The organism is Streptomyces sp. NBC_01477 (assembly GCF_036227245.1).
Lineage (GTDB): Bacteria > Actinomycetota > Actinomycetes > Streptomycetales > Streptomycetaceae > Actinacidiphila.
Genome location: NZ_CP109445.1, coordinates 1,644,896 through 1,657,447, shown reverse-complemented (window position 1 = coordinate 1,657,447; position 12,552 = coordinate 1,644,896). Strand labels below are relative to the sequence as shown.

The 12,552-nt window shown below is 70.3% G+C and carries 11 protein-coding genes; 6 read left to right on the top strand and 5 right to left on the bottom strand.

The genetic code is table 11. The features are described 5' to 3' along the window. Positions 1–20 precede the first annotated feature (20 nt). The gene (locus OHA86_RS06385) at positions 21–1,034 is read left to right on the top strand and encodes a polyprenyl synthetase family protein (RefSeq protein WP_329173236.1); all 1,014 of its coding nucleotides are present in this window, start codon (positions 21–23) and stop codon (positions 1,032–1,034) included. Between the two features lie 217 nt (positions 1,035–1,251). Further along, positions 1,252–2,046 (top strand): SDR family NAD(P)-dependent oxidoreductase, encoded by a 795-nt coding sequence (locus OHA86_RS06380; RefSeq protein ID WP_329173234.1) that lies wholly within the window; start codon positions 1,252–1,254, stop codon positions 2,044–2,046. An 87-nt stretch (positions 2,047–2,133) separates the two neighbouring features. On the opposite strand, the gene OHA86_RS06375 is transcribed toward OHA86_RS06380, so the two are convergent. Then, positions 2,134–3,588 carry a serine hydrolase domain-containing protein gene (locus OHA86_RS06375; RefSeq protein WP_329173232.1) on the bottom strand — a complete coding sequence of 485 codons (1,455 nt, stop codon included), beginning with the start codon at positions 3,586–3,588 and terminating at the stop codon, positions 2,134–2,136. A 42-nt stretch (positions 3,589–3,630) separates the two neighbouring features. Then, positions 3,631–4,677, bottom strand: coding sequence for a cytochrome P450 (locus tag OHA86_RS06370; RefSeq protein ID WP_329173230.1), 1,047 nt, complete (start codon positions 4,675–4,677; stop codon positions 3,631–3,633). A gap of 246 nt (positions 4,678–4,923) precedes the next feature. Here OHA86_RS06370 and OHA86_RS06365 point away from each other — a divergent pair, with 246 nt between their 5' ends. Further along, entirely contained in the window at positions 4,924–5,937 is a 1,014-nt protein-coding gene (locus OHA86_RS06365) for a Gfo/Idh/MocA family protein (protein WP_329173228.1), read from the top strand. Between the two features lie 77 nt (positions 5,938–6,014). On the opposite strand, the gene OHA86_RS06360 is transcribed toward OHA86_RS06365, so the two are convergent. Then, on the bottom strand, positions 6,015–7,034 hold the full coding sequence (locus OHA86_RS06360; protein WP_329173226.1) for an alpha/beta hydrolase: 1,020 nt from the start codon (positions 7,032–7,034) through the stop codon (positions 6,015–6,017). 266 nt (positions 7,035–7,300) lie between these two features. On the opposite strand from OHA86_RS06360, the gene OHA86_RS06355 reads away from it, so the two are divergent. Continuing rightward, on the top strand, positions 7,301–8,506 hold the full coding sequence (locus OHA86_RS06355; RefSeq protein ID WP_329173225.1) for a glycosyltransferase: 1,206 nt from the start codon (positions 7,301–7,303) through the stop codon (positions 8,504–8,506). Between the two features lie 38 nt (positions 8,507–8,544). Here OHA86_RS06355 and OHA86_RS06350 read toward each other — a convergent pair whose 3' ends face one another. Together OHA86_RS06350 and OHA86_RS06345 are read right to left on the bottom strand one after the other, a co-directional pair. Further along, on the bottom strand, positions 8,545–9,480 hold the full coding sequence (locus OHA86_RS06350) for an NAD-dependent epimerase/dehydratase family protein (RefSeq protein WP_329173224.1): 936 nt from the start codon (positions 9,478–9,480) through the stop codon (positions 8,545–8,547). A gap of 19 nt (positions 9,481–9,499) precedes the next feature. Further along, positions 9,500–10,075 (bottom strand): dTDP-4-dehydrorhamnose 3,5-epimerase family protein, encoded by a 576-nt coding sequence (locus OHA86_RS06345; protein ID WP_329173223.1) that lies wholly within the window; start codon positions 10,073–10,075, stop codon positions 9,500–9,502. A gap of 302 nt (positions 10,076–10,377) precedes the next feature. Here OHA86_RS06345 and OHA86_RS06340 point away from each other — a divergent pair, with 302 nt between their 5' ends. Together OHA86_RS06340 and OHA86_RS06335 are read left to right on the top strand one after the other, a co-directional pair. Next, positions 10,378–11,607, top strand: a complete 1,230-nt coding sequence (locus OHA86_RS06340; RefSeq protein WP_329173221.1) for a cytochrome P450 — start codon at positions 10,378–10,380, stop codon at positions 11,605–11,607. A 76-nt stretch (positions 11,608–11,683) separates the two neighbouring features. Further along, the gene (locus OHA86_RS06335; RefSeq protein ID WP_329173220.1) at positions 11,684–12,496 is read left to right on the top strand and encodes a class I SAM-dependent methyltransferase; all 813 of its coding nucleotides are present in this window, start codon (positions 11,684–11,686) and stop codon (positions 12,494–12,496) included. Positions 12,497–12,552 lie beyond the last annotated feature (56 nt).

Here is a 12,552-nt window from a genome sequence, read left to right as displayed (position 1 = left end):
CCCGGGACACCGAGTCGACGGTGACCCCGCCGGACATCGAGCGCGTGAACCGGTTGGTGACCCCGATCCTCCACCAGGCGGTCACCCGGTTCGACGACCGCCTCCGGCCCATGGTCGTCCACCACTTCGGGTGGCCGTCGAGCGATCTACCGACGACGACCACCAGCGGCAAGATGATCCGCGCGACCCTCACCGTGCTGACCGGCGAATGCTTCACCAGCGACGCCGAAGCGATCTCCCGCGTCGCGGCCGCGGGCGCCGCCGTGGAGATGATCCACAACTTCTCCCTCATCCACGACGACGTCATGGACGGTGACAAAGAACGCCGCGGCCGCCCGGCCGTCTGGCACGAGTACGGGATACCGGCCGCCATCCTCACGGGCGATCTGCTGCTTGCGCAGGCCCCGTTGCTGCTGGACGGGCCCTGGGCCGCCGACCCGCGCGCGACTCGGTTGCTGGCCGAGGCCGTGCCCCGGCTCGCCGCCGGCCAGATGGCCGACCTCTCGCTGGAGGGCCGGGCCGAGGCCAGCCCGGACCAGGCGCTCGCGGTCGCCGCGGACAAGACCGGGGCACTCCTGGCCTGCGCCTGTGAGCTCGGCGCCCTGCTGGCCGGCGCCTCCGAGGAGGCGACACGACGGTTCAGCCGGTTCGGTCTCTGGCTCGGTCTCGCCTTCCAGGTCGCCGACGACATCCTGGGCATCTGGGGCGACCCCCGGCGCACCGGCAAGCCCGTCGGCTCCGACCTGCGCAGCAGAAAGGGCAGCTTCCCCGTGACGGCCGCCCTCGCCTCCGACACCCCGGAAGCCGCCGAACTGGCCCGCTTCTACGCCGGCGAGGGACCGGTCGGGGAGGACGAGGCGCGCCGCGCCACCGACCTGGTCACCCGGGCCGGCGGCCGGACGAGGGCGGTGCGGGAGATCGAGCGCTTCGAGATGCTGGCCCGCCAGGAGCTCAGCTCTGTCCGGGGACTGCCCGTGGACCGCGTGGCCGCACTGCTCTCGCTCATCAACTTCCTCTCCAGTCGGTCCTACTGATGCGCCGGCACCTCCCGCGGACCGCAACCGGAGGCCCCCGCATGAGTACGCGTCGCGCGCGTCCCGCCCGAACGGCCCGTCGGCAGCGACCACCCCGTCTCGAGCCGGCCGGCGACGACCGTGACCGCGCACGTGTACGACACGTCCCGTCACGTCGCGTTCCCGGCGAGCGGGTATCCGCCTGGACGACCGCGACCACCGGCACGGAGGAGGGCGCATGACCGACACCACGCACGCACCGGCCGGCAGCGCCGGACAGCCGCCCGGCGGGCGGGACATGGCCGGCGTGAAGGCCCTGGTGACAGGAGGGACCAGCGGGATCGGCCTGGCGACCGCGATGGCGTTCGCCCGGCGCGGTGCGGACGTCGCCGTCGCCGGGCGGGACGAACAGCGTGGGCGGCGGGCCGTCAGGGCCATCGCCGAGGCCGGCGGCGTGGCGGACTTCCTCGCCGCCGAACTGCACGGGGAGTCCTCCGCGAGGCGCCTCGCGCAGGCAGCGGTGGCCCGGTTCGGACGGGTCGACGTGCTGGTCAACAACGCGGGCGTCTTTCCGTTCGGCCCGACCGAGCGGACGACGGAGGCGGACTTCGACGCGGTGTTCGGCCTCAACGTCAGGGCGCCGTACTTCCTCGTCGCGGAGCTCGCGCCCGCGATGGCCCGGCGCGGGCACGGCGCCATCGTCAACGTCACCACCGCGGTGGCCGCCTACGGCGCCGCCGGCCTGGGCCTCTACGGTGCCAGCAAGGCGGCCCTGGTGCTGCTGACGAAGGCGTGGGCCGCCGAATACGGGCCGCACGGAGTCCGGGTCAACGCGGTCGGCCCCGGCCCGACGCGTACGGAGGGAACCGCCCCCCGCGGCGCCGCGCTCGAACAGGCGGCACTGGCCGGGCCCGCGCGGCGGCCGGGCACGGCGGAGGAGATCGCTGACGCCATCGTCTTCCTCGCCTCGGAGCAGTCGAGTTTCGTGCACGGGGCGATCCTGCCGGTCGACGGAGGCCGGGTCGCCGTCTGACGACGACGGCACCGGTGGCCGGGGCGTGTCCGGGGGCCGGGGCAGGGCCGGTGCCCCGGACACGGCCGTGGGTCGACCGGGGCCAGGTCACGCCCGCCTGTCGGACCAGAAGCGCACCGGCGACGGCTCCTCGAACCCCTTGCTTCCCCACTGCCTGCGCGCGAGCTTGCGGAACAGGCCACCGACCGGGCAGTCCGTGTCCAGGTACGCGTCGATGCGCTGCTCGCGCACCGCGGCCTGCATGTCCAGGTAGCCCTCGACGAAGCGCGCCTCGTCGAACGCCGCGGCGGAGGATGCTCCGACCCCCCGCGACCCCTTGGCCATCCGGGAGATCTGCTCCTTGTCGAGTTCCGCCCCCAGCAGCCCGGCGAACCTGTCGGCGGCCACGAGCCCCATCGTGTACGCGTTCCACTCGGCGTGGCTGGGCAGGCTGCGCGTGTCGGTCTCACCGTCGAGCATCCAGCGTGCGATCTCCTGCGCGAGGATGCCGAAGAAGTACTGGTCGGGCGGGTTGAAGACGTCACGCTGGTCCGCGAGGTTGGTGCTCACGGTGACGCAGAACGGTTGTGCCGCGTTCGGGTAGGCGAGCGAGACGGACCACCATCCGAACGCGTAGTGGCCCACCGAGCGGACGCAGTGGTCGGCCGCCTCCGGATCTCCGGAGAGATGGACACCGAAACCCACCCGGCTCCCGTCCCGCGCCGTCGTGCGCGGCCGCAGGATCTCCTTCGCGACATCGCCGCCGAACAGGCCCTCGCGGCCGGTCAGCGCCAGCATCAGCCGTGTGTAGTCGGCGCAGGACATGACCGCTCCGACCGCGTGGTAGGTACCGCACTCGTGCCACGGCAGCGGGACGGCGCGGTCGCCGAACACCATGTGCCCCGTCGTGCAGCGGCTCCGTACCTCGTCCCAGTCAGGGCTGTCGAGCCAGGCGGTGGAGTGCATGTCGAGCGGGTCGAGGATCTCGGCCTTCACGTACTCGCCCAACGGTGTCCCCGTCACCGCCTCGGCCGTCAACGCGGCCACCTGGTACATGAACGAGGACGACTGCCAGCCGCTCGCGTCCGCCGAACTCGTGAAGCGGGGCGCGTCCGTGCCGTACTCGTGGACGACACCGCGCTTGACCACGCGCTCGATGTAACGCATCGCCGGGTCGGGCCGAGCGACCCAGTCGTATCCGTCCGTGGCGGCGCCGCTCACCATGGACAGCGCCTTCGCCAACGTGATCGTGCCCCCGAGCGGATTGACCACGGGGAAAGGCAGATACGCGTCGATGGGCGCATCCAGGTCGAGCGCGCCGGAGTCGGCCAGGCGCATGATCGCGGTGGCCACCAGGAGTTTGCCGAGGCTGCCCACGCGCATGGTGTGCGACACGGTCACCGGGGCGCCGCTCTCCACGTCGGCGAGGCCGTACGGCATGGTCAGCGGGGTCTCACCCGCGGAACCGACGCTGATGAGGGCGCCGGGGGTGCTGGTGATCCCGAGCATGGGGGGAGCGACCCGGTCGACGGCCGCTCGCAGCGCATCCGGCGTCAGGCTCATACGGGTTCCTCTCGGTCTTCATCCGTCGACCCGCCGGGGGGCCTACCAGGTGACAGGGATGGACGTGGGAATGGCGGCGAACGAACCCGGGCGGACCGTCAGGTCCTCGACCGGGACCGTCAGCCGCATCCGCGGAAAACGCGCGGTCAACTGGCGCAGGGCGGACTGCAGTTCGAGCCGGGCGAGGGGAGCCCCGATGCAGTACCGCAGTCCGAAGCCGAAGCAGAGGTGCGGGTTGTCCTCGCGGGTGATGTCGAACCGGTCGGGGTCGGGGAAGACGTCCTCGTCATGGGTCGCGGCGTAGATGTCGAGCATCACCAGCTCGCCGCGCCGCACCTCGGCCCCGGCGATCTCCAGGTCCTCACGCGTGTACCGGATGACCGGGGGCAGCAGCCGGCTGACGACCCGCACGCTCTCCTCCGCCGCGGTGGGCGCGAGTGCGGGGTTCTCGCGCAGTGCCCGCCACTGCTCCGGAGAGTCCAGCAGGAGCGCCGTGCCGACGCACAGCGCCGTCGCGGTGGTCTCGTAGCCGGCGAACAGCACACCCATCGCGAGCTGCGCGACCTGGTCGTCGGAGAGGGTGCCGTCCTCGCACAGCCAGGAGACGACGTCCTGCGTCGGGTGCGCGCGCTTACGGGCGGCCAGTTCGTGGCCGTAGCGGTGCAGGGCGGCAAGACCGGCCGCTGAGCGCTCCCGGTCGCGGGCGTCGCTCACCGCTGTCGTCCACTCGTCCAGGAGCTCTCTCTCCTCCACCGGGACGCCCAGGAGTTCGCCTATCACCTCCCGTGGCAGGAGCAGCGCGAGGGCCTCGGCCAGATCCGCAGGCGGGCCCTGCTTCTCCAGACGGTCCAGGAGTTCGCCGGTCAGCGCCTCGACCCGGGGGCGCATCGCCTTCACATGCCCCGCCGAGAAGAACGGCTGGAGCCGCGAGCGCATCGTCGCGATCCAGCTCTGCTCGGTGTCGTAGTCGCCGCGCGGACCGTCGAGCAGCTCCGACGCGCCACTGCGCGATGCGTTCTCGGGATCGTGATGGCTGCGACCGAGACGCGGATCGGCGAGCAGCTGCTTGATCTCCTGATATCCGGTCACGAGCCAGGCAGGGTCCCCCACGGCAGTGCTGACCCGGTGCACCGGAGCCTGTTTCTGCAGCGCCCGTAGGTTGTGCTGCGGCCGAGCCGGATGCGGTGGGTCGAGTGGAAGTCGAATCTGGGCGGCCATACCTGATTACCTCTTCCTGTAAGAACCGGACATCACTTTTCCGAAGGCTGTCGGGGCCGAGCAATCCCCGATTTCGCGGGGGTTTCCCTGCCCGCGGCTCCGGTGTTAGCCTCGACCATGTTCTCGGAACAGCGACCGGGGCCAGTGAGATTCGGCGTGCTGGGTTGCGCCGACATCGCGTGGCGGCGGACACTGCCGGCGATGCGGGCTGAACCTTCCATTGAGATACGGGCTGTGGCGAGCCGTGCTCTGGCGAAGGCGCAGCGATTCACCGACAGTTTCGGTGGAGCAGCCGTGGAAGGCTACGCGGAACTGCTGAAGCGGGACGACGTGGACGCCGTCTACATTCCGCTGCCTGCCGCACTGCACAGCGAGTGGGTGGAGCGTGCGCTCCTGGCGGGAAAGCACGTACTCGCCGAAAAGCCGCTCACCACCCGGTCCTCGGAGACCGCACACCTATTCGACCTCGCGAGCGAACGCGGGCGCCTGCTGCTGGAGAACATGATGTTCCTGCATCATCCGCAGCATCGCCACGTCGACGAACTCGTCTCCGGCGGAGCCATCGGTGAACTCCGCTCCTTCGAGGGCACGTTCACGATCCCGCCGAGGCCACCGGAGGACCCCCGCTACCTGCCTGATGTCGGGGGCGGCGCCCTGGTGGACATCGGGGTCTATCCCCTCCGTGCCGCACTGCGGTTCCTCGGGGCGCGCCTGCGTCTCGTAGGCGGGGTGCTCCGCGTCGAGCGGGCGCGGGGCGCCGCGGTGGGCGGCAGCGTGCTGCTGTCCGACCCGGCCGGTGTCACCGCGCAGCTCCACTTCGGCATGGAGCACTCCTATTGCAGCGCCTATGAGCTGCGGGGCTCGACCGGACGCCTCCGGCTCGACCGGGCCTTCACGCCGCCGCCGGACCATCGCCCCACCGTGCGGGTCGAGCGGAAGGACGGGGTCGAGGAGATCACCCTCTCCGCGGGAGACCAGTTCGCGAACATCGTCGCCGCCTTCGCCGCCGCCGTACTGTCCGGCGAAGGCGGCGACGCACGCGACCTGGCCGCCCAGAACGCCGACTCGCTCCGCCAGACCGAGCTCGTCGACGCCATCCGCGACGGGTCGGAGTACGCGTACACGTCCTGAGCCGCGCCTCCTGGACCGCATCGGGCGTGTCCGGCCGCCACGTCGACCGAGCCGGCCGGACAGCGCGACGGGCTGCCCTACGGAGCCGCGATCCCCTTGGCCCACGCCAACATGAGGGCGCTCGTGGCCGGCGCGGTCGTCGCCAGCGCCAGATCGTGACCCGTCTGTGGGACCACCGCCACCTCGAGCTTCGCCTCCGGTGGGTAGTACTGCGACTCGTGGGCGCGCACGCTGCTCGGGTCGTCGCAGTCGTACGCGGTCACCCCCTGGCACTCCAGCCAGTCCTTCGCACCCGCGACGACGAGCACCGGCACCGTGATGCCGTACGGCGGAGCCACAGGCTGGGTCACCGCGATCGGCTGGACGTCCTTGGTCTCCTCGTCCTTCGCCACCACCGCCGGGTCGGTCGTGGCCGGGTAGTAGAACATGGCGCCGCGCGTGCCGGGCTTGGTGGTCACGTACCCGTCGTCATAACCGCTGTTCGCGAATTTCGGGTCCTGGACCGCCGGATACGAGTTGGAGCTCACGATCGCGGCATGATCGGGGTTGTAGCTGTTCAGGGCGCTGGTGAGGATTGCTCCGTCCACGTCGCCGTACCGCGGTATCTCGCGCCACGCGTAGAACGAGCCGAGCGCGTGTCCCACCCAGAGCACCTTCGTGAACGCCTGCCCGCCGACCGTCCCCTTGCGCAGGGCGGTGACGGCGTCGTGCAGCGCGACGGTCCCGGCGTCGCCGGTGACCACGCCGCTCTCGGGGTGGGAGCTCTTGCCCGAGCCGATCGGGTCCACGTTGAAGGTGGCGTACCCGGCCGCGACCGCATGGCGCACATAGGAGTAATAGCCGTTGCCGACCGGGAAATCCCAGTAGGCGTGATTGTAGAACCCACCGTGCACGAGTAACTGCACGGTGCTGGGGCGGCGATCGGCGGGCCGACACAGTTCACCCCACATGGTCTCGGTCGCCTCTCCCGGATCGGAGAGACGGACCGGTAGTGAGTACGACGCGCAACTCACGCCCTGCGACACCTCGTCCGCCGCCGTCGCGGGCATCGACGTGGCGGCCAGGCCGGTGACCGTCATGGACGCCGCTACGAGCAAGCATTTCCAGGATGCATGTCCGACTGACACAGGATCACTGCCCCTCACTGCAATGAACAAGTTCCAGGCGGAGTCCCGGCATCACCAGGGTCCGCATCGGGACCGGAGTGGGTACCTGCCCACTATGGGGCCTGTGTTCACCTTGTCAATAGCCCGCAGTTCCCATACCAGATGCTTCCGTGCGGCGGTACCCCGATCAGCAAGGCTTGCCGCAACGGCTGCGGAGAAGCGACGCTGGGGGCCCACTGCTACATCTGCTGACGAGAATGGTCGGGTATCGGATGCGCATGCTGTTCATTCCGGCTTCCGCGCCGTCGCACTATTTTCCGATGGTGCCGTTGATGTGGGCCTGCCGTGGTGCCGGTCACGATGTCTGCGTCGCGGCGCAGCCCTGGGGTGAATCGGTCGTCGTGAGTTCTGGAATGTCGATGGTCACCATCGCCAAGTCCTTCGACATGACCGAGGAACTGGCGCGGCACCGGCAGAGGGGACCGGTCGAGACCACGCCAGGCGCCCCGCCCGCGCTGTATCGGACGCTGGTCGACGCCCAGGTCCGGTTCGCCGTGGAGGCCGCGGACGACGTCGTGTCCCTGGCCCGAGACTGGGGTCCCGACCTGGTCGTCGCCGACCCGCTCGTGCTCGCCGCGCCCCTGGCGGCAGCGGCGGCAGACGCACCGCTGGTCCACCACCTCTGGGGTCCGGACCTGCTGCGCGGCTCCGGGTACGGCTACCCGGGATGCGGGATGGCACCGGACGACTGGCCCGAACCCCTGCGCGAACTGTACGCGCGCCATGGATGCGAGCCGCGCACGGAGAACGCCGTCACGGCGGTCGATCCGTGGCTGGAGAGCATGCAGATCTGCGAGATTCCGTCGCGGATCCCGCTGCGGTTCGTCCCTTACAACGGCACCAACGTGCTGCCGCCCTCGGTTCTCGCGCCCGCGAAGAAGCGGCGGGTGCTCCTCACCTGGGGCTCGATGCTGGTGATTCGGGACGGTATCGAGGCGTTCCCGGTCGCCGACGTCGTCAAGACGCTCCACGAGCACGACGTCGAGATCGTTCTCGCGGTCACGAAAGCCGACCGCGCCCTGGTCCCCGACCTGCCACCGGGCACGACCGTGGTGGAGAACGTCCCCCTCAACGCGATCATGCCGTCCTGCGACGCGGTCGTGCACCACGGCGGAGCGGGCACGATCATGACGGCCGGGTACTACGGGGTCCCGCAGCTCGGCATCGCGGCCACGCGTGACGTGCAGACCTGCTGCACCCGGCTCGCCTCGACGGGCGCCGGCATCGTGGTCAACCGGCAGGACGCGACCGTCGGCGCGCTCGCGGACGCGGTCGCCTCACTCCTGACCAGTGATCGGATCACACCTGCCGCCACGGCGCTGCGTGACGAGATCCTTGCCCAGCCGAGCCCCGCCGAGGTGACCGACCGCCTCGCCGTCCTCGCCGCCGGCTTCCCGCAGTAACGACGGCCCTCCGGAGGGGCGTGAGCCCCTCGGAAGGGTCAAGAGCAGAGCGCGTCCGCCACGCCGGCGAGGCCGTCGTGCAGCCGGACGCGTGGCTGCCAGCCCGTGGCCGCGGAGAAGGACGATGGATCGGTGCGCACGTTCCCGAAGTCGACGGCGTCCGCCCAATCCGGCGGTGCCACGGTGACGACGGGTACGGGCGGGCGTCCGGTCCGCGCGGCGACCAGTTCGGCGAGCGTGCCGAACACCTCCCCGAGCCGTGCGGACCGCCCGCTGCCCACCGGCCAGCTTGCGCCGCTGAGCACCTCCGGCGCGCGCATCGCGGAGACGAAGGCGCGCGCCGCGTCGGTGACGTGCACCAGGTCCCGCTCGACGGTGCCGTCGTGCCACATGGTGATGGGTTCGCCGGCGAAGGCCTTGCGGGCCATCGCAGCGATCACGCCGCGGCCCGTCGCCCCGGTCAGCGGGGTACTCCCGTAGACGGTGGCGGGACGGAGCACGATCCCGCGTACCGCGCCGTTGCGGGTCGCCTCCAGGAGCACCTTCTCGGCCGCGATCTTCTCCCGCACGTAGTCGTTGAGCGGTGCTCCCTCGGGGGCCGCCGCCTGGACGGTGCTGGCGAACACGACGATGGGCGGCTTGCCGCGTACGGAGCGGACGAGCGTGTCGAGCAGGCCCGTGCTCAGCCGCTCGGAGCCGTTGCCCGGGGCACGCCACGAGCGCCCGTCGGGGAGATGGGCCGCCAGATGGATGACGGCATCCGCACCGTCGACGGCGTCCCGTACCGCGCGTGGATCGGTGAGGTCCGCGAGGTGCGTCTCAGCCGAGGAGGCGGGCAGCGGAAGTTTCCGATCGCGGGAGACGAGCCGAAGGCGTACGGGGGCGTCGACGAGTTCGGCGGTGACCGCGGCGCCGAGAAAGCCGGATGCGCCGAGTACGGCTACGAGCGGTCGGTTCCTGGGCGAGGGCAGCACGGTTGCTTCTCCCTGCCCCTCAGGCGGGGCCGGCGTAGCGGGGGAGTATCCCGGACGCCGCTGCCTGACGCAGGCCCGGTGCGGCCCTGTCCTTGTCGGAGATGACCGGTTCCTCGGAGAGGTCCCAGGGCAGGGCGAGTTCGGGGTCCAGCGGGTTGACGTCGATCTGGGAGCCCGGGACGAACTGCTCCGCGCACAGGTAGGTGATCCGGGTGTCGTCGGCGAGCGCCTGGTAGGCGTGGCCGAGACCGGGGACCAGAAAGACGAGTTCGCCGGAGTCCTCGGTGAGGGGAGCGGCCTCGAACGTGCCGAAGGCCGGCGAGCCCACCCGCAGATCGACCACGACATCGAGCACTGCACCGCGCGCGCAGCTGATCAGCTTGGCCTCGCCGGAATCGCCTCCGGTGCCGTGGACGCCGCGGATGGTCCAGTGCCTGCTGACCGAGACGTTCCCCTGGCGGACGTGGAAGGGGAAGCCGGTCGCGCGCTGGAGTGCCTCGGTCCGGAAGGCCTCGAAGAAACAGCCTCGGCGGTCATGGTACTTGTCCGGGATGATGCGGAATGCGCCAGCTATGGCCATTTCCTTGATCTCCAACGGTTGAACACCTCCGGTCCGCAGACGCCTGCACGTGTCATTGCGCCGAAAAGGAAAAATGCCTGTCACGCGTTCTCCGGTATTCTGTTGCGGGAGCGACCCGAAGTCATCCCCCTATTTTTCGGGGTTGCATTCCCGAATGGTTCGTCTGCCGTCTTTCCGAACTCATTCGTGACCAGTGGGAACGCGCGCGACCGAAGCTGCGAACGGGGTCCCGGCCGCCGGTGCCCGCCATGGGCGTCCATTTTCTTATTGTGTTGGTGTGTTGATCAGGTGGGCAGGCATTTGCTAGTGTCACGAGCATGGCTGAAAATCTGGAGACGACTTCGCCCGGACCGGCTCGGAGTGGTAATTCCGGTACCGGCGCCACCCCGGGGTACACGGTGCCGAAGCAGGTCAATGAGATGTGGCGGGAAAAGCCCGTACGCAGAATCACGATGCGGGACGGCCGCGAAGCCTGGCTGGTAACCGGAATGGCCCAGGTGCGCACCGTCCTCGCCGATCCGCGGTTCAGCCGCGTCGAGGCGCGGCGGCTCGGCGCCGTGATGAGCTCGGCCGTGATCTTCACCAAACCCGGCATCCTCGACATGGACCCGCCGGAGCACTCCCGGCTGCGCCGCCTCGTCACCGGGGAGTTCAGCGCCCGCAGGATGCGCGGTCTTCGTCCCCGCATCCAGCAGATCGCCGACGAGCTGATCGGGACGATGAAGGCGGCCGGGCCGCCCGCGGACCTGGCGGAGGGGCTCTCCTACCCCTTACCGATCGCCGTGATCTGCGAGATCCTCGGCGTCCCCTACTCGGACCGGGAACGCTTCCGCGCCTGGGCCGACCGCGTCAGCGCCCCCGGGACGCAGCCGCAGGAAGCGATGGCGGCGCTGCGCTCCCTGTTCGACTACATGGGCGGGCTGGTCGACGACAAACGCACCACCCCGGACGGCAGCCTGCTCCACGGTCTTGTCACCGCCCGCGACGAGCAGGGCCGCCTCGACAACGAGGAGCTGGTCACCCTCGGCTGCGGTCTTCTGCTGGCCGGCTACGAAACGACCGCGACCATGCTCGGCAAGGGGCTGCTGGCGCTGCTGGACAACCCGGACCAGCTGGCCGCGGTACGCCGCGACCCGCGGGCCGTGCCCGCCGCCGTCTCCGAGGTGCTGCGCCACGTCACCCCCGGCGTCGACCCGCACACCGGACTGATCCGCGCCACCACGGCCGACGTGGACCTGGGCGGCACCACCATCCCCGCCCACAGCGTGGTCGTCGCGTGCAATACGGCTGCCAACTTCGACCCGGCGGCGTTCCGGGACCCGGACCGCTTCGACGTCACCCGCGAGGACTCCGCGGCGCATCTGACGTTCGGACACGGGATGCACCGCTGCGTGGGGGCGCAGCTCGCCCAGATCGAACTGGAAGTCGCGTTCGCCGCCCTCTTCCCGGCGATCCCCGGACTGCGGCTCGCCGTTCCCGCTGACGAGATCACCTACACCCAATCCACACTCATCAGGAGTCTGCGCTCTCTTCCGGTCCTCTGGTGAGTGCGGGCATGTCCTGCTGAAAGCGGGTGGCAACCCTGGGTTGACGTAGTGGGCGCGCGCCCACTAAGGTCGATCCATGGTGAACTCGAAGCTCGGCGGAGAACTCCATCGGCAGCGTGGCACGGCCGAGAACTACGGCCTGGACGCAGAACGCTACGATCGGACCCGACCTCGTTATCCGGACAGCCTGGTGGACCGCATGGCGCGGTCGTTCCCGGGGAGAGAGCTATTGAATGTAGGCGCGGGCACGGGTATCGAAGCGCGTCAATTCCAAGCGGCCGGATGCACGGTTCTCGGAGTGGAACCGGACGCCCGGATGGCGGAGTTCGCGCGGCACCACGGCACAGACATCGAAATCGCGCGGTTCGAGGAATGGGATCCGGCTGACCGGCGCTTCGACGGTCTCATCTCGGGCCAGGCATGGCACTGGGTGGACCCCGAGGTGGGTGCGGCCAAGGCGGCGTCGGTACTGCGTCCGTCGGGACGCTTCGCCGCGTTCTGGAACGTCGCGGAACCCCCGGCGGAGGTCCGCGAGGCCTTCCGGAAGATCTACGTCGAGGTGGCGCCGGACGCACTGGTCACGCGGGCCTACAGCGTGCCGCCGCCGCCCGTCAGCAGCTCGCCGCTGCTCACCAAGACGATCGAGGGCATCCGCAAGGCCGGCGGGCTCGACGAGCCCGAGCAGTGGCAGGTCGAGTGGGAGTACGTCTACAGCAAGGACGAGTGGCTCGACCAGCTGCCCACCCTGGGGGACCACGGCCAATTCAAACCCGAGAAGCTGGAAAGGGTCATGACGGAGGTCGGCGCCGCGATGGACGCCATGGGCGGCAGCTTCATTATGAAGTACACCGCTGTGGCGGTCACCGCGACGCGTCCCGCGTCCTCCTGACCTCCACGGGGTGACGTCACGGGGCAGGCGCGCGTCCCGGCTGCGCGAGGCGGAGT